Annotated in this window: 14 protein-coding genes; 5 read left to right on the forward strand and 9 right to left on the reverse strand. The window is 69.5% G+C overall.

Features of this window, described 5'->3' with window-relative positions; genetic code table 11:
• Nucleotides 1–95 precede the first annotated feature (95 nt).
• Genes IPL89_15855 through IPL89_15865 form a run of 3 tightly spaced genes read left to right on the forward strand, consistent with a single transcriptional unit; the run spans nt 96 to nt 4,851 of the window.
• Complete coding sequence (locus IPL89_15855) at nt 96–554, forward strand: BrxA/BrxB family bacilliredoxin (GenBank protein ID MBK9064647.1); 459 nt, start codon at nt 96–98, stop codon at nt 552–554.
• Between the two features lie 56 nt (nt 555–610).
• On the forward strand, nt 611–3,955 hold the full coding sequence (locus tag IPL89_15860) for a PD40 domain-containing protein (protein ID MBK9064648.1): 3,345 nt from the start codon (nt 611–613) through the stop codon (nt 3,953–3,955).
• A gap of 5 nt (nt 3,956–3,960) precedes the next feature.
• Entirely contained in the window at nt 3,961–4,851 is an 891-nt protein-coding gene (locus IPL89_15865) for a hypothetical protein (protein ID MBK9064649.1), read from the forward strand.
• 18 nt (nt 4,852–4,869) lie between these two features.
• On the opposite strand, the gene IPL89_15870 is transcribed toward IPL89_15865, so the two are convergent.
• From IPL89_15870 to IPL89_15885, 4 genes are read right to left on the reverse strand one after another with little or no spacing between them, the layout of a single operon-like run.
• Nucleotides 4,870–5,832 (reverse strand): ankyrin repeat domain-containing protein, encoded by a 963-nt coding sequence (locus IPL89_15870; GenBank protein ID MBK9064650.1) that lies wholly within the window; start codon nt 5,830–5,832, stop codon nt 4,870–4,872.
• A 1-nt stretch (nt 5,833) separates the two neighbouring features.
• The gene (locus tag IPL89_15875) at nt 5,834–6,829 is read right to left on the reverse strand and encodes a HEAT repeat domain-containing protein (protein ID MBK9064651.1); all 996 of its coding nucleotides are present in this window, start codon (nt 6,827–6,829) and stop codon (nt 5,834–5,836) included.
• On the reverse strand, nt 6,826–7,563 hold the full coding sequence (locus IPL89_15880; protein ID MBK9064652.1) for a hypothetical protein: 738 nt from the start codon (nt 7,561–7,563) through the stop codon (nt 6,826–6,828). The genes IPL89_15875 and IPL89_15880 overlap by 4 nt, the downstream gene beginning before the upstream one ends.
• A complete protein-coding gene (locus IPL89_15885) occupies nt 7,560–8,942 on the reverse strand; it encodes a tetratricopeptide repeat protein (GenBank protein ID MBK9064653.1) in 1,383 nt (460 codons plus the stop codon). Before IPL89_15885 ends, IPL89_15880 begins: the two co-directional genes overlap by 4 nt.
• A 113-nt stretch (nt 8,943–9,055) precedes the next feature.
• Here IPL89_15885 and IPL89_15890 point away from each other — a divergent pair, with 113 nt between their 5' ends.
• Complete coding sequence (locus tag IPL89_15890; protein ID MBK9064654.1) at nt 9,056–9,682, forward strand: hypothetical protein; 627 nt, start codon at nt 9,056–9,058, stop codon at nt 9,680–9,682.
• A 41-nt stretch (nt 9,683–9,723) separates the two neighbouring features.
• Here IPL89_15890 and IPL89_15895 read toward each other — a convergent pair whose 3' ends face one another.
• Nucleotides 9,724–15,393, reverse strand: coding sequence for a hypothetical protein (locus tag IPL89_15895; GenBank protein MBK9064655.1), 5,670 nt, complete (start codon nt 15,391–15,393; stop codon nt 9,724–9,726).
• Nucleotides 15,394–15,512: 119 nt separating this feature from the next.
• Between IPL89_15895 and IPL89_15900 the strand changes: the two genes are divergently transcribed.
• Entirely contained in the window at nt 15,513–15,935 is a 423-nt protein-coding gene (locus tag IPL89_15900) for a hypothetical protein (GenBank protein MBK9064656.1), read from the forward strand.
• A gap of 76 nt (nt 15,936–16,011) precedes the next feature.
• Here IPL89_15900 and IPL89_15905 read toward each other — a convergent pair whose 3' ends face one another.
• From IPL89_15905 to mdh, 4 genes are read right to left on the reverse strand one after another with little or no spacing between them, the layout of a single operon-like run.
• A complete protein-coding gene (locus tag IPL89_15905; protein MBK9064657.1) occupies nt 16,012–16,785 on the reverse strand; it encodes a succinate dehydrogenase/fumarate reductase iron-sulfur subunit in 774 nt (257 codons plus the stop codon).
• Entirely contained in the window at nt 16,782–18,695 is a 1,914-nt protein-coding gene (locus tag IPL89_15910) for a fumarate reductase/succinate dehydrogenase flavoprotein subunit (GenBank protein MBK9064658.1), read from the reverse strand. The genes IPL89_15905 and IPL89_15910 overlap by 4 nt, the downstream gene beginning before the upstream one ends.
• A complete protein-coding gene (locus tag IPL89_15915; GenBank protein MBK9064659.1) occupies nt 18,695–19,363 on the reverse strand; it encodes a succinate dehydrogenase cytochrome b subunit in 669 nt (222 codons plus the stop codon). The genes IPL89_15910 and IPL89_15915 overlap by 1 nt, the downstream gene beginning before the upstream one ends.
• A gap of 37 nt (nt 19,364–19,400) precedes the next feature.
• Complete coding sequence (gene mdh, locus IPL89_15920) at nt 19,401–20,327, reverse strand: malate dehydrogenase (GenBank protein MBK9064660.1); 927 nt, start codon at nt 20,325–20,327, stop codon at nt 19,401–19,403.
• Between the last annotated feature and the right edge of the window lie 28 nt (nt 20,328–20,355).

The raw sequence follows: 20,355 nt of genomic DNA on the forward strand, positions 1-20,355 counted from the left end.
TTCGCGGGACCAAGTGTCGGGTCGCAGAGAGGCCGCTGCCATGATGCGGCTGCATCAAACTGAGACGCGGTCGCAAAATATCGTATGGTGGGCCCATGTACGACCCCATCGCCATTCAGCCCTTCCGCGACGAGCTGACCCGCGCCGGCTTCGCCGAGCTGCGCACGCCCGGCGACGTGGACGCCGCCCTGACCGCGAAGGGCGCCGCCCTCGTCGTCGTGAACTCGGTGTGCGGCTGCGCGGCCGGGCAGGCGCGGCCCGGCGTCGCGCTCGCCGCCCGTCACCCGAAGGCTCCGGAAACGCTCCTCACGGTCTTCGCCGGGGCGGACGTCGAGGCCACCGCGCGCGCCCGCGCGTACTTCACGGGCTATCCCCCGTCCTCGCCGTCGATCGCGATCCTCCGCGACGGGAAGCTCGTCTTCATGCTCGAGCGGCGCGAGATCCAGACGATGGACGCGCGCCACGTCGCCGCGGCGCTCGGCGCCGCGTTCGAGGCCGTCGCCTCCGGCGCCGAGGCTCCGGCGCCCGCGCCTCTCGGCCTGCCCGCCCACTGAGCGCGGCGTGCCAGAATCCCTCACCCGCGATTGAACCGTCGCTGAGGGGGTTCCCCATGCGCGTCCGTCTCGCCGCCGCCGGCCTGTCTCTCCTGCTGTCGTCCGCCGCGTTCGCGGCCCCTCCCGCGGGTCCGTCGAAGATGCTCACGGACCCGGCGCTCTCGGCCGACCGCATCGCATTCGTCTACGGAAACGACGTCTGGACCTGTCGCCACGACGGCAGCGCCGTCCAGCGCATCACGTCCGGCCCGGGCGTCAAGCTGCGCCCCGCGTTCAGCCCGGACGGCTCGCTGCTCGCGTTCAGCGCCGAGCTGGACGGCAACCTCGACGTCTACGTCGTGCCGGCCGCGGGCGGCGTGCCGAAGCGCCTCACGTGGCACCCCGGCCGCGACGTCGTGCAGGGCTTCACGTCCGACGGCGCGTCCGTCCTCTTCTCCTCGCCGCGCGCCGCCTCGAACAACCGTCACACGCAGCTCTACACCGTGCCCGTCGGCGGCGGCCTCGAAACCGCCCTGCCGATCCCGTACGCGAACCGCGCGGCGTACTCGCCCGACGGCCGGACGATCGCCTACAACCCGAACGCCCCGGCGCACCTGCAGTGGAAGCGCTATCGCGGCGGCACGGTTTCGACCGTGTGGCTCCTCGACGTCGCGACGAACGCGATCCAGCGCGTCGCGCAGCCCGCGTCACGCTGCAACGACGCGGACCCCGTCTGGCTCGGCGGCACCGTGTACCTCCGCTCGGACCGAGACGGCGAGTTCAACCTCTACGCGTTCGACCCGAAGACGGGCGCGCTCACGAAGGTCACCGACCACAGGGACTTCCCCGTCCTGAACGTCGCGGCTGCCGCCGGGCGCCTCGTCTACGAGCAGGCCGGCACGCTCCATCTCCTCGACCCCGCCGCGAAGAAGACGACCGACCTGTCGATCGCGGTTGCCGGCGACCTCCTGGGGACTCGCCCGCGCTGGGCCAGGGGCGCGAAGTGGATCCGCGGTGCGGCCCTCTCCCCTTCCGGCGCGCGCGCCGCGTTCGACTTCCGCGGCGAGATCGTGACCGTGCCCGCCGAGAAGGGCGACCCGCGCAACCTCACGAACTCGGCCTCCGTCCACGAGTCCGCGCCGGCCTGGTCGCCGGACGGAAAGTCGATCGCGTACGTCTCCGACGAGAGCGGCGAGAACGAGATCGTCGTGCGCGCGCAGGACGGCAAGGGCGCACCGAAGGCGCTCAAGGTCCCAGGCGCCGGCTTCTACTCCGACCTCGTCTTCTCCCCCGACGGAAAGAAGATCGTCCTCACGGACAATTCCCTCACGCTCTGGCTCGTCGACATCGCAAGCGGCTCGCCGAAGAAGATCGCCAGCGAGCGCCTCTACGCGCCCACCCGTTACAAGATGCTGCGCGGCTCGTGGTCGCCCGACTCGCGCTGGGTGGCCTACACGCTGTCGGGTCCCACGTACATCCGGGCGGCGTTCGTCTACTCGGTGGACGAGAACAAGTCGTTCGCGCTCACGGACGGCCTCTCGGACGTGTCGGACCCGGTGTTCGACCGCGGCGGTAAGTTCATCTACTTCCTCGCCTCGACCGACGCCGGCCCGCAACGCAACTGGTTCTCGCTCCAGAACGCCGACGCGAGGGTCACGAATGCGATCTACGTCGCGACGTTGAAGAAAGGAACCCCTTCTCCTCTGGCGAAAGAGAGCGACGAGGAGAAGGGCGACGCGAAGGACGCGAAGACAGAAGGGAAAGACAAAGAAGAAGATTCTTTGAAAGGTAAAGAGGGCGGGAGGCCCGCCGATTCCAAAGATGGCGACGCGGCCGGAAAGGGAGAGGAGAAGGGCGCGAAAGCGAAGAAGCCCGAGCCCGTCGTGATCGACCACGACGGCCTGGGGTCCCGCATCGTCGACCTCCCCGTCCACCCGGCCGAGATCTCGAACCTGCAGGCCGGCAGCGCGGGACAGCTGTTCTTCGAGCGCCGCAGCGACGGCAAGACGTCCGTCCAGCGCTTCGACTTCAAGGACCGCAAGACCGAGACCGTGGTCCCCGAGGCCGACGACTATTTCGTCTCGTTCGACGGCAAGAAGATCCTCTCCAAGCTCAAGGAGGCCTGGTCGATCGCCGCCTCCTCCGGCAAGAAGCCCGACGCGAAGGACGCCAAGGACGCCGGCGACGGCAAACTCAAGCTCGACGCGATCGCGGTGCGCGTCGACCCGCGCGCCGAGTGGCCCGAGATCTTCGACGAGGCCTGGCGCGTGAACCGCGACTACTTCTACGACCCGAAGATGCACGGCCGGGACTGGGCCGCGATGAAGGCGAAGTACGCGGGTTTTCTTCCCTATCTCTCCTCGCGCGGCGACCTCAACCGCCTCATCCAGTGGATGTGCTCGGAGCTCGCCGTCGGCCATCACCGGAACACGCCGGGCGACTCGTTCGCCGAGGCCACGCCCGTGCCGGGCGGCCTCCTCGGCGCGGACTACGAGATCGCGAACGGGCGCTACCGCTTCAAGAAGGTCTTCGGCGGCCTGAACTGGAACCCCGAGCTCCGCGCGCCGCTCTCGGAGCCGGGCGTCGAGGTGAAGGCGGGCGAGTACCTCCTGGCCGTGAACGGCAGGGACCTCGCGCCCCCCGAGAACCTCTACGCGCGCTTCGAGGCCACGTCCGGGAAGATCGTGGAGATCACGGTCGGGCCGTCGCCCGACGGCAAGGGCTCGCGCAGCGTCAACGTCGTGCCCGTGGCGGAGGAGAACGCCCTCCGCAACCGCGACTGGGTGGAGGGCAACCTGAAGAACGTCGACGCCGCGACGGGCGGGCGCGTCGCGTACGTTTACGTCCCGAACACGGCGGGCCTCGGGCACACGTACTTCAAGCGCTACTTCTACCCGCAGGCGTCCCGGGACGCGGTCATCGTGGACGAGCGGTTCAACGGCGGCGGAAGCGTCGCGGACTACTACATCGAGGCGCTGCTCCGGCAGCCGATCGCGTGGTGGACGTTCCGCTACGGCGAGGACATGAAGACGCCGAGCGCGTCCATCCAGGGGCCGAAGGTCATGCTCATCGACGAGACGGCCGGCTCAGGCGGCGACCTCCTGCCGTGGATGTTCCGGAAGTTCAAGGTCGGGACGATCGTGGGCCAGCGCACGTGGGGCGGCCTCGTCGGCGTTCTCGGGTTCCCGACGCTCATGGACGGAGCCGTCGTCACGGCGCCGAACCTCGCGTTCTGGTCGCCGGAGGAAGGCTTCGGCGTCGAGAACGTCGGCGTCCCGCCGGACGTCGAGGTCGAGCAGACACCCGCGGACGTCATCGCCGGCCGAGACCCGCAGCTCGAAAGGGCGATCGCGATCGTGATGGAGGAGCTGAAGAAGAACCCACCGGTCAAGCCGAAGCGGCCGGCGATGCCGGTGCGGTAAGGACCTTGAGCCGGATCCGCCTCGCCTTCGCCCTCGCCGCGGGGCTCGCGGGCGGCGCTACCGCCCAGCCGCTGACCGAGCGCTACGCCGACATCGGCACGACGATCGTGACGACGTCGGACCACACGATGTTCCCGCACGAGAGGCGCGCGGCGGGCCACACGTACGAGGGGAAGGCGTACCCCGCCGACGTCCACTACAGCGACCGCACGGTGGCGATCTTCGTCCCGAAGGGCTTCCGCGCCGGAGACGCCACCGATCTCGTCTTCTACTTCCACGGCTGGCGCAACAACGTGGACGACACGTTCAAGCAGTTCAAGGTTGCCGAGCAGGTCGCCGCGAGCGGCGTGAACGCGGTCCTCGTCCTCCCCGAGGGGCCGAGGAACGCGCCCGACTCCTTCGGCGGCAGGCTCGAGGAGACGGGCGTCTTCGCGAGCCTCGTCTCCGACGTGCTCGGGGCGCTGAAGGCGCACGGCGTCGTCGCGAACACGAAGCCCGGGTCGATCGTCCTCGCCGGCCACAGCGGCGCGTACCGGGTCATGGCGTTCATCCTGACGCGCGGCGGGCTGACGGCGAACGTCCGCGAGGTCTATCTGTTCGACGCGCTCTACGGCCAGGCGGAGAAGTTCGCGCACTGGATCGACCGTTTCCCCGGCAAGCTGATCGACATCTACACCGCGGACGGCGGAACGCGGGATCCGTCGCTCGACTTCATGGACGATCTCCGCGCGTGGGACCTCCCGTTCGTCGCGGTCCCGGAGAGCGCCGTCACGCCGGATCTCCTCCGGAAGAACAGGCTGGTTTTCATCGACTCCCCGCTCCCGCACGACGACGTCGTCGCGAAGAAGGAGCAGTTCCGGGCTTACCTGGAGGCCAGTTCCCTCCCCCGCCGTTGACGAGGACGGGGGCGCGCATCACTCCTGCTTCTTCGCGCCCGCCTTCTTCAGAGCCTCCGCGATCTCCGTGCGCTGGAAGATCTCCGCGTACATGAGCGGCGTGGCGCCGCCCTTGGCGCGGACGTTCGGGTCGGAGCCCGCCTTCAGAAGAGCCTGCACGCACGAGACGGAGCAGCCGCCCTGGACGGCCCACAGGAGCGCGGTCGACCCGTTCTCGTCCTTCGCCTTCACGTCGCCGCGCGCGAGGACGAGCGCCTCGAGGACCTCGGAACGCGGCTTGCCGCCCCCCGGGTTGCCGCAGCCCATCGACGCCAGCAGCATCGGGTGGATCCCGCCCTTCGCGTGCGCGTTCGGCGACATTCCGATCTCGAGGAAGAGGCGCACGGCGTCGAGGTTCGCGTCCGAGATCGCGTGACCGAACGATTCTTCGTTGAAGGCGTAGCCGAGCTTCCCGAGGACCAGCTTCTTGTCGCCGCCGGGGGCCGCCGCGCCGAACCCTTCGGCCTCGGGCTCGAGCTCGAGCGTGCCGCCCGGCGCGACGGCCGCCTTCACGTTCGCGTGGAAGTGCCACTCCTGGCCGACCATCTTCGACTGGAACTCGGCCTCGACGCGGCCGGACCCGTACCGCTTCAGGTCGAGCGTCGGGCGCTCGAGGCCCATCCGCCCGCTCTCGGGCAGGTTCGCGTCGTAGGGAACGGCGCGCACCGTGTCGCTCCCGACGTGCCAGAGGATCCGCACGGCGTGGAGCTGGCCGTCCTTCGCCAGCGCGGCGAGGCGCGTGACCGAGCGGTCACCCTCGACCTTGCGATCGGAGGCGAGGATCACGAGCCACTTCTCGCCGTCCGCGCCCGTCTCTTCGGTGGCGGCGACCGCCTTGAGGATCGTCGTCTTCTCCTTCACGGTGAGCGTTCCGAGGGCGTCGTCGGCGAGCGCCGGGAGCGAGAGCGTGGCTGCAAGCAGGGCGAGAGCGGCTTTCTTCATCTCACTCCTCCGGCAGCGGCGCCGTGAAGACCGCGATGCCGGTCTTGCCGAGGAGAAGGTCCTTGTACACGGCGACGACCCGGTTCGGGGCGCCCGGCATCATTCCCTTCTCGACGACGAAGAGTCTGGGCGAGCCGTAGATGTCCTTCTTCTCGAGCGCGCTCCGGATCCTCGACGAGTCCGCGGGCGCCTTCGCCTGCATCGCGTTCACCATGGCCATCGACGCGTCCTGCTGCGACTTGCCCGCCTTGATCGCCGCCTCGTAGGCTTTCTGCGCGTCCATCGCGGCCTGCATCTGGTCCTGGAACGCCTGCGATCCCATGTCCGGCATCGCGTTCTTGCTGCCTTTCGCGGCAGCCTGGAACTGTTCGAGCGTCATCGCGTTTCCGTACTTGCCCGCGTAGAACGCGGCGACCTTGTCGACCGCGTCGCCCGTCGAGAACTCGCTCTGCCCGTACGGCCTGTTGCTCGCGTAGTAGAGGTACTGCGCGCCCGCGTAGAGCGGCGTCTTGAGCTGCTCGGCCGTCGGGATCGCCTGGGGACGCAGTCCGTCGCTTTCGTGCCCCTGGGCGCGCTGCGCGAGCGGGCGCGCGGCCGGATCGGAGCTGAAGTCGAGTGCACGCTTCGCCGAGCGCCGGACGGCGGGGACAGGGTCGTTGAGGAGAGACGAGAGGAGCGGCGTGTCCTCCGGCCCGGGCGAGAGTCGCCCGAGGGCGGAGGCTGCCGAAGCGCGCAGCGACGGGAACGGCATCTTCGCGGCGTCGCGCGCCAAGGGCCGGTACTCGGGCTTGCCCGAGTTCGCGAGGAGCGTCAGGTCGTCGGCGGCCTTCCGCGCCAGCGCCTCGAGCGCCGCCGTGCAGGGAGCAGAATTCACGTCACCGCACGAGGTCGCGACGGTGCCGGCCTTCGCGGGAATCCAGACCGCGCGCTCGGACGCCAAAGCGGGGAGCGACGACGAAAGGACGAGTAGGACTGCAATCGCGCGGGCGGCTTTCACTTCCGGCCCCCTCTCCTCGCGAGCTGTTGTTTCAGCGTCTCGAGCTCCTCCTCGAGCCGCTTCTTGACGTCCCCTCCCTCGTGTTTCGTCTCGCACGAGCGCTTGCTGCAGGCCTGCTCGAGGGCTTTCTTGAGGTTGTCGAGCTCCGTCAGCTCCACGTCGTATGCCTTTACCTCGTCCTGGGCGATCTGGGCGACCGTCCGGTTCTGGCCCGGCTTGCACGACGTCACGTGAAACTTCTCGTGCTTCTCGGCGGCGTCCGCGATCCCACTGCAGGGCGTGACCTCGCGGTATTTTTTCACCTGGTCATCGCGCAGCGTGCACTCCTTCAGGTTCGTCTTGAGCCCATAGCCATAGTCGATGTTCCCGTTCGCGTCGCTCTTGATCGTCCAGCCCACCGCGGCCCAGTACCTCATGGCGACCGGGTCCCTGGGGTCCGGGACGTTCCAGCTGCACGCCGGCAGTACGCCGACGCTCTTCGCGCGCTTCCTCGCCAGCTCCCCGGCCTTCGCCCTCTCGGCAGCCTCGTACGCCTCGTACGTCATTCGGCCCGCGCCGGTCTGCGAGCGGTACCACTCCTTCATTTCCAGCGCGTAGCGGATCTCGGCCTCGACGCACGGCAGCTGGCAGCAGTCGGTGCAGGGGGTGGCCGCCTGCGCGGCAAAGGGAGCCAACGCGAGGAAGGCAAGAACGGCGAGGACGGGAGTGATCGGGAGACGTCGAATTCCTGTCATTTCGTCCCTCTCTGGATTCGAATGGCCGCGAGGCCGCATTCCGGCTGACTCATTCCGGGATCCGCCTCCCGCGCCGCCTCGAGGAGCCGCTCGGCGTCGTCGAGTCTTCCGGCGGCGAGGTATGCGAAGCCCAGGTTGTTTTTCGCGCGCGCGTTCCGGGGTGCCTTTTGCACGGCATCCTCCCACAACGCCGCGGGCGAGCGGTACCGCGCGTTGCGCACGGCGAGACCCGCGCCGAGCGCGCACGCGAGGGCGAGGGCGCTTGCGAGGACCGCGCGGCCGAAGGCCGGCGGACGGGCCGAGAGCGCGGCGCCGACGAGAGCCGCGGCGAAGAGCGCCGGCCCGACCGACGCGAGGTAGAGCGGCCGCACGCCGACCGGGTCCAGCCTCCACACGAAGGAATTGCTCGGCGCGAGCGCGAGAAGCGTCCACCCGACCGCGAACGCGAGGAACGGCGCGCGTCTTCGCGTCAAGAGCGCGACCGCGGCGAGCGCTCCGAGGAAGGCGAGCCCGAGAAGCGTCGGCGCTTCGGTCCAGGCCCACTCCAGCGGCTTCGCCGGGTCGATGCTGAGGCGCCACGGGAAAGCCCAGAGGCCGAGCATCGCGGGCGCGGCCTGCACGTTGCCGCGCAGCGCCTCGAGAGGCGGGCGGACGGCGAGGCTGAATCCGAGGAGCTCGCGGTGCCGCGGCAGGAGGGCGAGAACGAACGCCGCCCCGGCGGTGCCCGCAAAGACGGGCGCAAGGCTTCGCGCGCGGTCGCGCCACGGCACGTCCCGCGGGCCGAGCGTCGCTTCCCACCAGACGAGGAGGAGCGGCAGGACGAGCGCCGTCTCCTTCGCGAGCGGCGCGAGGAATGCGAGGAGGGCCGCGCCCAGCGCGCGGCCGCGTGACGGGACGCCGTCCGTGGCAACGAGTGCCAGACACGCCATGACGAGAAGCGTCGACAGGCCCATCGACCGGCCCGAGACGTACGTCACGGTCTCGGCGGCGAGCGGGTGCAGCGCCCAGAGCGCGGCGCCCGCGAACGCGGCCGTCCGTGCCGCGCCGGGTTCGCCGGGGCGCCGCATCGCGAGCCACCGCTCGGCGAGAAGGAAGACGAGGACGGCCGACGCGGCATGCAGCGCGACGTTCACGAGGCGGAAGCCGAGCGGCGACGAACCGTGCGCCCACGCGCCGAGTGCGTACGTGACTTTCAGAAGCGGCCTGCCGAAACTCACGAGGCGCTCCCCGAACGTCGCGAGGGGAGTGACGCTCCCGACGACCTCGCCCTCGTCGTCGAAGACGAACGGCGCCCCGAGCGCCGCCGCGAACGGCACGGCCGCGAGCGCGGCGATGAGGAGCGCGGCCCGTTTCGAGTCGCGGGAGATCACCGCTCTCATGCGCAGAAGTCTAGTCGGTCGCGGATTGATTCCCTGTCTCAAGGTTTCCGCCTATGATGCGCGAAACCCTCGAGAAACTTCGGCGGGCGCCTGCGGCGCGGAATGGAGTCCAGATGAGGAAATCTCTTCTCGCGTGCGCCGCGTTTGCGCTGCTCGGGTCCGCGCGCGTCGCGCCGGCCGCGCCGGTGGCCACCAAGGAAGCCCAGGCCACGAACAAGCGCCACGACCTGTACGTGCTCCCGCTAAAGATCGACGCCGTGACGTTCGTCTCGTCGTGGACGCCCTGCGCGCCCCTGCCGGGCTACACGCAGGTTCCCGGAAGCGGGAACCTGCTCGGCGCGAACGGCTTCTGCGGCATCGGGAGCGTGCGGCTGAAGAAGACCTCGGCCGCGAGCCTCGCCGGCAGGGCCATCACGATCCTGGTCTCGGAGCAGCACAACAACATCACGCCGTGGTCGACGATCGTGGGTTCCTACACGCTCCCGTTCCCCGCGTCGGGCGACACCCTCACCTTCCCGCGCGTCGCCGTCGGCAGCTTCCCCGGGGACAATCCCGCCGCCAAGGGCGCCGAGCGCTCCAACCGGAAGCGCCAGATGGACGCGGACCACAGCTTCAGTCTCGGCCGCCCGGTTCTCGTCGAGCTGCAGAACAACGGCCAGACCGTCGAGAAGAAAGCCTGCACGTTCAAGACGTTCAAGTCCCCGTCCGGCCCCGGCACGGCCCAGCTCACCTGCCCCTGAACTCCTGGTCGGTGCGGATTGCGATTCGCTCGACCGGCTCGTCATTCGAAATAACCCGACACGTCCAGGATGAGCGGCGTCGCCCCCGTCGAGCCATTGAAGATCGAGAATCCCGAGGCCGCCGTGCCCGGCATCGTGACGATCGCGTTGTTGGCCCGCGCTCTTCCCCCGTTGAAGTTCAGGTTGGACGTCAGCGGCATCGCCGTTCCGACCGGCCAGACCACGAGGTGCCCGGACGCCGTCGGCCCAACCACCGTTGCGTTGGCCGCGAGCGCCTTCGCTGAGGCCGGGATCCCGCAGGCGCCGGCCGGCGCGATCGTCCGGATCTCGCCCGGTGCGAGCGGTGGCCCGTTCGCGCCGAAGGTGGTGTACATGCGGCACGGGTACACGGGGTAGAAGAGCAGCGCCTGCCCGGCCGGCGCGACCGTCACGTTCGCCGTCGCCGGGGGCGACGAGCAGCCGGCATTCGTCTCGACGACGGTCAGGACGAGCGTCCCCGCCGCGCCCGACCGGAACGTGATCTGGCTCGTGCCCTGCCCCGCCGTGATCGTCCCGTTCGTGACGCTCCAGGCGTACGTCGAGCCCCCGTGATTCGCGACGCTCGCCGTGCGGTTCGGCGAGTCCTCGCCGACGATCGGCGGCGCCGTGATGACGGGCGCCGGCGGCGGCGTGCATCCGCCGCCGGACGACGCCGTGAGCGAGACGAGCGTGATGCTCGCATTCGTCCCGTCGCTCGCCGTGAGGCGGAAGACGTAGAGGTCCGCGATGTCCGGCGTGAACGTCGGGGTGCGGCTGGAGGTCGAGGAAAGCGCCGCCGTCGAGCCCGAAGGCCGGCGGATGACCTCCCACGCGTACGTCGTCGCCGCGGCCGAAGAGCCGAGCAGCCGCACGGCGCCGACGCTGCCGGTGGCCGAGTCGATCGTCGCCGCGACGGCGAGCGCCGGCCGGCCGATCCGGATCGCGTGGTTCCCGGCGTCCGCGATCAGGAGGTTCCCCGACGGGTCGACGGCGATGCCCTGCGGGGAGAGGAACCGGGCGAAGACCCCCGTCCCGTCGTCGGCGCCGAGGGTGTTCTCGGCCGTGCTCCAGAGGCTCCCGGGCGTCGTCACCTCACGAGTGTTCGCGTCGATCCGCCGGATCCTCAGGCCGCCCGTGTCCGCGACCCACACGTTCCCGGAGGGATCCACCGCGAGGGCCTCCGGGTACGTGAACGTGGCGGCGCCCGCCGCGCCGTCCGCTCCGCCGCAGACACCGGCCTGGCCCGCGTACGTCGAGACGTTGACCGAAGGGCTCCGGACGATCCTGCGGATCGTGCAGTTGTACGTGTCCGCCACGTAGACGGCGCCGGACGCGTCGGCGGCGACACCGCGAGCCCCGTTGAACCGGGCGCTCGCCGGCCCGCCGTCGTTCGATCCCAACTCGAGGGCCTTGCCCGCGAGCGTCGACACCATGCCCGACGACGTCACCATCCGGATCGTGGAGTTCCCCGAATCCGCAACGAAGACGTTGCCCGAGGCGTCGACCGTGACGCCCCTCGGGCTGGCGAAACGCGCGAGGCTTCCCTGCCCGTCGACGCTTCCGACCTCGAGGTAGGCGCCGGCCAGCGTCACCACGTTGCCCCCGGCCGTCACCTTCCGGATCGTGTTTGCGTTCATGTCGGCGACGTAGAGATCTCCGCCGTGAAGAGCGAGGGACCGCGGGTAGAGGAACCGCGCCGTGCTCCCGGACCCGTCCGCGCTTCCGTACGTCCCCGCGAGGCCGGCCAGCGTCGTGACGCCGCCACCCGAATCGATCCTGCGGATCGTGTGATTCCACGTGTCGGCGACGTAGATGTTTCCGGACGGGTCCGCAACGACGCCCCCCGGCCTCCGGAACCGCGCCGGACTATCCGTGATGCCGAGCGCGGCCGCGAGGGCGACCGGCGTCGTCACGACGCCGGCAGGGGTCGTGAGCTTGCGCAGGGCCGGGCCGCCGGTGTCGGCGACCCAGACGTTCCCGGCGGCGTCCAGCGCGAGGGCCCCCGGCGTGACGAAGCGCGCCACGTCTCCGGTGCCGTCGTCGCTTCCCTCGAAGCCGCCGCCCCCGGGGGCATTGGCCTTGCCGGCGATCGTGGAGACGAGGTTGCCCTGAACGTCGATTCGGCGGATCGTCCGGTGCCAGACGTCGGCCACGTGAAGCACGCTGCCGGCGGCGTTCGAAACGACTCCGCTCGGCTCCTGGAACCTCGCGGACGTAAGAGTGCCGTCCGCGAACCCATAGGCGCCCGCGCTTCCCGCCAGCGTCGTGACCGCTCCGACGTTGCCCGGGGCCGGAACGATCTTCCGGATCGTGGCGTTTCCCGAATCGGTCACGTAGAGGTTTCCCGCCGCGTCCACCGCGAGGCCGTACGGATACAGGAAGCGTGCGTCCGCTCCGGTGCCGTCACTGCTCCCGGTGGAGCCCGCCACGCCGGCGTACGTCGAGACGGCCCCGGTCGAAAGGTCGATCCTCCGGATCGTGTGGTTGAGAGAGTCGGAAACGAAAAGGAGGTCCCGCGGTTTGTCGAGCGCGAGCCCGCTCGGACCGCTGAAGCGCGCCGACGTGCCTGTTCCGTCCGCCCCGCCGTACGCGCCGGCGAGGCCCGCGTACGTCGTGACGGCGCCCGTCAGGGTAATTCTCCGGATCGTGTGGTTCCCGGCGTCGGCCACGTAGACGTACCCCCCGGTTGTATCCACGGCGAGGCCGCGGGTCTCGAAAAACCTTGCGTCGCCCCTCGACCCGTCCACGGCGCCCGCGAATCGCGTGCGGCCCGCGAAGGTCGTCACCTCGAGGGTCGGCGAGACTTTCCGGATCGCGTTGGCGTCGGCGACGTAGAGGTTTCCCGATCCGTCGAAAGCGAGGCCCTTCGGGTTTTGCAGGCGCGACGCCGTGCCCGTTGCGTCCGTTGCGCCCACGCCACCCGTCGTTCCGGAGAAATGCGTGAACGTCAGGGACGGAGAGGGGGTGAGGCCCACCGCCGTAGCGGCCGAGCCGGTCGCCACGCACGTCGGGCCGGTGGTGACCGTGACGGAGAGCGCGACGAACCCGCCGCTCCCGGCGGTGAACGTGAAGATCCGGGCGTTCTGCCCGCTGACGGGCGTGCCGTTCGTGACCGTCCACGCGTACGTGGCGCCGAAGCCGGCGTCGGGCACGGAGGCGACGAGGCCGGCCGTGTTCGGCGGGGCCGAGGCCGGCGCCGTGATGACGGCCGAAGGCGCGACGCCGGAAACGGTGATCGTCGCGCTCCCCGAGACGGTTCCCTCACCGAACGCGTCGGAGAAGGCGGTCAGCGTGTAGATCGTCGAGACGGCCGGCGCCACCACCCGCGTCGCCGGGCTGACGGACACCACCTGAGGGAAGCCGTCGGACCAGGTCAGGCTCCAGGGCGCCGTTCCCGTGAGGGTCGCCGAGAGCGTCACGTTGCCGCCGGAGCACGTCGTGCCGCCGCCCGAGACGACGGCCGTGGCCGTCGAGGAGGCGGGATTGAGATGGAAGACGACGCCGCCGTCATTCGGTCCCGCCATCTCCGCCGTGCCGAGGAGCGTCCCGTCGCCCAGCCTGAGGACGCCGCCACGCGGGAAAGCCCCGTCGGCCCCCGAAAAGGAGTGGAGGATCCGGAGCGCGCCGCTGGGGGCCAGCTGGATGACCGAGCCGAAGTTGTTGGCGCCCCATCCCTGCGAGGTCCCGTAGAAGTTCCCGTCGCTCCCCAGCGTCAGGACGGAAACCCCTTCCACTTCGCCCGACGCAAAGTCGCGCAGCGTCGTGATGCCAACCGGCGTCGTCGTCGCGTCGAGCCGGAAGAACGTTCCGACGCCGTTGGCGCCGCCGGCCGACGTGGTCCCGAAGAAGACCCCCGGCCCCGCCGCCGTGAGCGCGGCCCACGGGCCGGCGCCGTTCGGTCCCGAGAAGGAATGGAGCAGCTCGTGCGTGCCACCGGTCGTCACCCGGAAGAGGGTCCCCTTGTCGGAAGCACCGCCCCCGTTGGTCACGCCGTAGAGCTTCCCGTCGGCGCCGGCGACGAGCTGGGACGTCGGATAGCGGCCGTCGGTGCCGGACAAGGGCGTCGACCAGCCGAGGTTTGAGGGGCTCACGGGATCGAGGGCGAAGAGCGTTCCCTTGTCGGAGGCGCCGCCCGAGGCCGTCGCGCCGTAGAGGATTCCGCCGCGCTCCATGACTCCGATCGGGAAGCTCCCGTTCGGGAAGTTTCCCGGTGACCCGGTGAAGGTGTAGAGCTTCTGGAAGCCGGAGCCGTTCAGCGTGTCGATCCTGTAGACGCTGTTGCTGTCCTTGGCCGTCCCGTAAAGGAAGCCGCCGAGGCCCGGCACGACGCCCGAGAAGTCCTGACCCATGCCGAGGTCCTGCGTGGCCCGGAGCGTCGCCAGCGTGCACGGGGGCGTCGCGCAGTCGAGCTTGTAGATCGCGCCACCGACGCTTTTGCCGCCGACGGACGCCGTGCCATAGAGGAAGCCGCTCCCGTCCCGGTAGAGCGGCGAGAACGGGCCCGCTCCCTCTGTTCCCGCGTCGGCGTAGAAGACCGTGAAGTTCAGAGGAGGCGCCTCGGCGGGATCGACGGCGTACGACGCACCGTAGCCGCCCGCGCCGCCTTCCGACGTGGTCCCATAGAGCTTCCCGCCGGCTCCCTTCACGAGACCGGTCGTGGGGGACGAGCCGTTCGTTCCGTTGAAGGAATGGAGTATCTGGTGGACGACGGGCATCGTGGAGGGGTCGAACCGGAAGACCGACCCGCGGGAATTCGCCCCCCCGACAGGCGACGTCCCGTAAAGGAACCCGTCCGTGCCCAGGGTGAGTCCGGCGTGCGAAACCTGGCCGCTCGCGAGGTCGTGGACCTTCGTGAGCACGCCGGCGTTCGTCACCTTGAACATGGCGCTCCCGGCCGCTCCGAAGAAGTCGACTCCTTTTTCGACGACGTCTCCCCGCGGGGAACTGCCGTTCGTCCCGTCGAACGACGCGACCCACTCCATCGAACCCGAAGTGGAGAGCTTGAAGACCGTCCCGAATCCGGCCGTTCCCCCCTCGGCGGTGGTCCCGTACAGGAAGCCTCTGTTTTCGAGGAGGCTCGCGACCGGGCCGGCTCCGTCCGTCACGCCTCCGGAGAACGAGTAGAGCGTTGTCAGCGTGGCCGGCGACGCGGAGACGTCGAGCGAGAAGACCGTCCCGAAGCCGTCCGCGCCCCCGTAGCGCGTCGTCCCGTAGAACAGCCCGCTGCTCCCCTTGATGAGGGCCGCCTCGGGAGACGTGGGACCCGTGACGCCGGCGAAGTCGAGGACCTTCTCGAACGTGATCCCGTCGGGACTGATCCGGAAGACGGTTCCGAACCCGTTCAAGCCCCCGGAGGTCGTCGTCCCGTAGAGGAAGTCGCCCGCGGCGTCGTACACGAGGCCTGCCAGGGGCCTCTCGCCGTCCGTGTTGCTGTCGAACGAGTGGAGGGTCGTCACGACTCCGGCCGTCGTCACCTTGACGACGGAGCCCTGCGACCAGGCGCCACCTCGGTCCGTCGTCCCGTAGAACTCCCCCGGAGCCACCTCGACGAGGCTCGAGGTGATCCTCACGGAGGCCCGGAAGGGATAGAGGACCGTGTACGTCTGCCCGGCGGCCGGCCGCGCCCCGGCCAGCGCGGCCAACAGGACGAGAAACGCCAACAGGGGGACGCTGGTCGCGCGACGGATTGACATGGACTCCTCCTCGAAGGGGGCTCTGTGGAGGAGAAGCGCAATCCGGGCGTTCCTTCCCTCACGGCCGTGACCCCGGTCCGACCCCGGCTGCGCGTTCCCGGATGAAGGAGACACCAGCCATGGGAATGAACCTCTCGACCGCCGCCACCTTCGTCCTCATCGCCAGCTCCGCCGGACCGTTGCTCGCGTCCGGGGACCCTTCGCAGGCAGCCGGATACGCCTGCCTCGCGAGCCCGAAACTGGGTCCGGTCAAGGTCGTCCTGACGCCGCCGCCCGCGGGGTTCAAGTGCCCGCCGGGACAGAAGCTCTTCGTCGTCACGAGGCAGATGCAGGAAAAGGCGTCTGCGCCTTTCGCCGAGGTCGTCGAGGTCGCAGAGCCCGAACCCACGCCGCCTCCGGGGCTCATCGCTCCCCCGAAGAAGAAGCCGGTCAAGAAGACGCAGCCGAAGAACCCGATCCCGCCGGGCGGCAAGGTGTGCACGCCGGACGGCACGGGCGGCCAGTACTGCTGCTACAGCCTGCACGACTGCCGGCTCGAATAGCGCCGGCCGAGAACGAAAAGCGGCGGGCGGCCGAAGCCGCCCGCCGCGCGTGGGTCGTCGGGTTTCCAGGGACGGTCTAGCCGGAACCGCTCTCCGCGACCTTCGGCCGCGACATGAGGCTGGCCTTGAGAAAGTCGCGGTTCAGCTGGGCGATGAACTCCTGCTTGATCTCCTTCGGGCAGGCGCGCGAGCACTCGCCGTGGTTCGTGCAGGTGCCGAAGCCCTCGGCGTCCATCTGCGCGACCATCGAGAGCACGCGTTCGTAGCGCTCGGGCTGGCCCTGCGGCAGCAGCGCGAGGTGCGAGACCTTCGCGGCCACGAAGAGCATCGCCGACCCGTTCGGGCAGGCAGCCGCGCAGGCGCCGCAGCCGATGCACGCGGCTGCGTCCATCGCGCGGTCCGAGCAGCTCTTCTTGACCGGCACAGCGTTGCCGTCGGGCGCGCTGCCCGTCGACACGGAGATGAAGCCGCCCGCCTGGATGATGCGGTCGTACGACGAGCGGTCGACGATGAGGTCCTTGACGATCGGGAACGGCGTCGCGCGCCAGGGCTCGAGCGTGATCGTGTCGCCGTCCTTGAAGGTGCGCATGTGGAGCTGGCAGGCCGTCGTGCCGCGCCGCGGGCCGTGCGGATTGCCGTTCACGACGATCCCGCACATGCCGCAGATGCCCTCGCGGCAGTCGTGGTCGAACGCGATGGGGTCTTCGCCCTTGAGGATCATGCCCTCGTTGACGACGTCGAGCATCTCGAGGAAGGACATGTCGGGGCTGATGTTCGCGGCGTCGTAGGTGACGAACTTCCCTTCGGACTTCGCGTCTTTCTGCCGCCAGACGTTGAGCGTGAGCTTCACTTGTAGCTCCTCGTGGCGAGGTGGACGTTCTGGAATTCGAGCTGCTCGACGTGGCGGATCGGAGTCTTGCCCTCTCCGGCGTACTCCCAGGCGGCCACGTGGCAGAACTTCTCGTCGTTGCGGAGGGCCTCGCCGTCCGCCGTCTGGTATTCCTCGCGGAAGTGGCCGCCGCAGGACTCCTCGCGCGCGAGGGCGTCCCGGCACATGAGCTCGCCGAGCTCGAGGAAGTCCGCCACGCGGCCCGCCTTCTCGAGAGTCTGGTTGAGCTCGCCAGCGCTGCCGACGACCGTGACGTTCTTCCAGAACTCCTCGCGCAATGCGGGGATCTTCTGGAGCGCCGCCTTCAGGCCGGCCTCGTTGCGGGCCATACCGCAGCCTTCCCACATGATCTTGCCGAGCTCGCGGTGGAGGTTGTCGACCGTGCGCTTGCCCTTCACGGCGAGCAGCCGGTCCGTCCTCGCCTTCACGGCGGCCTCGGCGTCCCGGAACGCCGCGTGCTTCGTGTCGATGGAGTCCTTCTTCGTCGAGGCGAGGTAGTTGCCGATCGTGTACGGGAGGACGAAGTAGCCGTCCGCGAGGCCCTGCATGAGCGCGCTGGCTCCAAGACGATTTGCCCCGTGATCGGAGAAGTTCGCCTCGCCCGCCACGTGGAGGCCCGGGATCGTGGACATGAGGTTGTAGTCCACCCAGAGCCCGCCCATCGTGTAGTGCGAGGCCGGGTAGATGCGCATCGGGACCTTGTAGGGGTTGTCGTCCGTGATGCGCTCGTACATGTCGAAGAGGTTGCCGTAGCGCTCGCGGATCGTGTCCTCGCCGAGGCGGCCGATCGCGTCCGCGAAGTCGAGGTAGACGCCGAAGCCCGTCTCGCCGATGCCGCGGCCCTCGTCGCAGACCTGCTTGGCGGCACGCGACGCGATGTCGCGGGGCGCGAGGTTGCCGAACGAGGGGTACTTCCTCTCGAGGTAGTAGTCACGCTCGGCTTCGGGGATGTCGCCGGCGGCGCGCTTGTCGCCCTTCTTGAGCGGGACCCAGATGCGCCCGTCGTTGCGGAGCGACTCGGACATGAGGGTCAGCTTGGACTGATGGTCGCCCGTGACGGGGATGCACGTCGGGTGGATCTGCGTGTAGCAGGGGTTCCCGAACGCGGCGCCCTTCTTGTAGGCGCGCCAGATGGCCGTCGCGTTGCAGCCCTTCGCGTACGTCGCGAGGTAGAAGACGCTGCCGTAGCCGCCGGTCGCGAGGACGACGGCATCCGCGATGTGCGACTCGACGGCGCCCGTGACCATGTCGCGCGTCACGATGCCGCGTGCGCGCCCGTCGATCACGACGAGCTCGAGCATCTCGTGCCGGTTGTACATCTTGACCTTCCCGAGCCCGATCTGGCGCTCGAGGGCCTGATAGGCGCCGAGGAGGAGCTGCTGCCCGGTCTGGCCCCGCGCGTAAAAGGTGCGCGAGACCTGCGCGCCGCCGAAGGAGCGGTTCGCGAGGAGGCCGCCGTACTCGCGGCCGAAGGGCACGCCCTGCGCGACGCACTGGTCGATGATGTCCACGGAGACCTGCGCGAGGCGGTAGACGTTCGCTTCCCGTGCGCGGAAGTCGCCGCCCTTGACCGTGTCGTAGAAGAGCCGGCGGATGCTGTCGCCGTCGTTCTGGTAGTTCTTGGCGCCGTTGATGCCGCCCTGCGCGGCGATGGAGTGGGCGCGGCGCGGGCTGTCCTGGTAGCAGAAGCAGGAGACGTTGTAGCCAAGCTCGGCGAGGGACGCGGCGCCCGCTCCACCCGCGAGGCCCGACCCGACGACGATGACGGAGTACTTCCGCTTGTTCGCCGGGTTGATGAGCTTCATGTCGAAGCGGTGCTTGTCCCACTTGTTCTCGAGGGGGCCGTCGGGGACGTTCGACTTCAGTTCGATCATTTCAGCACCCCCGCCAGAACCGCGAGTGGCACGAGAACGAACCCGCCCGCGACGAGAATCGTGAAGACGACGGCGAAGGCCTTCCGCGCCCCGAGGTACTTCGGGTGCGAGAGGCCGAGGGTCTGGAGCATCGACCACGCGCCGTGCCAGAGGTGGAACGAGAGGCAGCCCATCGCGAGAACGTAGAAGAGCGCGACCGGCACCGGCGCCAGGCCCGTGACGAGGTTCTGGTAAACCTTGCCCTCGACGAAGCGCGGGTGCACGTTGCCGATCGTCAGGTGCATGAGGTGGAACACGATGAAGGCGCCGAGGATGGGCCCCGTCCAGCGCATCGAGCGCGAGGCGAAGGTCGCTTCCTCGAAGTCGTTCACCTTGTAGCCCTTCGGGCGGGCGGCCCAGCTCTTCTGCGTGAGCGTCAGGTACGCCCAGATGTGGAGCCCGACCGCCAGGAGGAGACCGCCCCGGACGAACCAGATGCCCGTGCCGTGCAGCAGCTCCCGCAGGAACGCGCCGTAGTGGTCCAGCGCCTCCGGCCCGTTCGGCAGGAAGGCCTGGAGGTTGCCGGCCATGTGGCCGAGAACGAAGCCCGACAGGACGATCCCGGTGATCGCCATGACGATCTTCTTTCCAACCGAGGAATTCAGGAAGGGTGTGGGCGCAGCCATTCGAGCGGTTCTCCTCCCCTCGGATTCGGGCGACGGATCAGACGGTCAGCAGTCCGACGAGTTCCTGGACGGAGGCGGCGGACTTCTGGAGAGCGGCGGACTCCTCCGGGGTGAGCTTGAGCTCGACGATCTTCTCGATGCCGCCGGCGCCCAGCACGCAGGGCACGCCCACGAAGAGGCCCTTGATCCCGTACTCGCCCTCGAGGTACGCGGCGCACGGGAGGATCTTCTTGCGGTCGTTGAAGATGGCTTCGGCCATCTCGACGGCCGCCGACGACGGCGCGTAGTAGGCCGAGCCGGTCTTGAGGAAGTTGACGATCTCGGCGCCGCCGCCCGCGGTGCGCTTGACGATCGCCGCGACGCGCTCGGGGGTCATGAGCTCGGTGATCGGGACGCCCGCGACGGTGGAGTACCGCGGAAGCGGGACCATCGTGTCGCCGTGGCCGCCGAGAACGGTCGCGTGGATGTTCGACATCGAGACGCCGAGCTCCATCGAGATGAACGCGCGCATGCGGGCGCTGTCGAGGATGCCGGCCATGCCGATCACGTTCTGCTTCGGGAGCTTCGTGACGCGGCGGACGACCTCGCACATCGCGTCGAGCGGGTTCGTCACGACGATGACCTTGAGGTCGCGCGAGCCGCGCGTCGTCTTCGCGATGCACGAGCTGACGATCTCCTCGTTCTTCTTCAGCAGGTCGTCGCGCGACATGCCCGGCTTGCGGGCGAGGCCGGCCGTGACGATCACGAGGTCGGAGCCCTCGGTCTCGTCGTAGCCGTTCGTGCCGACGATCTTCATGTCGAACCCTTCGACGGCGCCCGACTGGAACATGTCCAGTCCCTTGCCCTGCGGGACGCCCTCGACCACGTCCACGAGGACGACGTCGGCCAGGTTCTGCTCCACGATGCGCTGGGCGACGGTCGCGCCCACGTTTCCTGCCCCGATCACGGTCACTTTGCGTCGCATGAATGGTTCCTTCCCCGGCGCCTCTCAA

Source organism: Acidobacteriota bacterium (genome assembly GCA_016716715.1).
Lineage (GTDB): Bacteria > Acidobacteriota > Thermoanaerobaculia > UBA5066 > UBA5066 > Fen-183.

Excerpts from the sequence above, each read along its gene's own strand:
- IPL89_15855 (MBK9064647.1), top strand. The coding sequence starts at position 96 with ATGTACGACCCCATCGCCATTCAGCCCTTCCGCGACGAGCTGACCCGC.
- IPL89_15860 (MBK9064648.1), top strand. The coding sequence starts at position 611 with ATGCGCGTCCGTCTCGCCGCCGCCGGCCTGTCTCTCCTGCTGTCGTCC.
- IPL89_15870 (MBK9064650.1), bottom strand. The coding sequence starts at position 5,832 with ATGAAGAAAGCCGCTCTCGCCCTGCTTGCAGCCACGCTCTCGCTCCCG.
- IPL89_15880 (MBK9064652.1), bottom strand. The coding sequence starts at position 7,563 with ATGACAGGAATTCGACGTCTCCCGATCACTCCCGTCCTCGCCGTTCTT.
- IPL89_15885 (MBK9064653.1), bottom strand. The coding sequence starts at position 8,942 with ATGAGAGCGGTGATCTCCCGCGACTCGAAACGGGCCGCGCTCCTCATC.
- IPL89_15890 (MBK9064654.1), top strand. The coding sequence starts at position 9,056 with ATGAGGAAATCTCTTCTCGCGTGCGCCGCGTTTGCGCTGCTCGGGTCC.
- IPL89_15895 (MBK9064655.1), bottom strand. The coding sequence starts at position 15,393 with ATGTCAATCCGTCGCGCGACCAGCGTCCCCCTGTTGGCGTTTCTCGTC.
- IPL89_15900 (MBK9064656.1), top strand. The coding sequence starts at position 15,513 with ATGGGAATGAACCTCTCGACCGCCGCCACCTTCGTCCTCATCGCCAGC.
- IPL89_15915 (MBK9064659.1), bottom strand. The coding sequence starts at position 19,363 with ATGGCTGCGCCCACACCCTTCCTGAATTCCTCGGTTGGAAAGAAGATC.
- mdh (MBK9064660.1), bottom strand. The coding sequence starts at position 20,327 with ATGCGACGCAAAGTGACCGTGATCGGGGCAGGAAACGTGGGCGCGACC.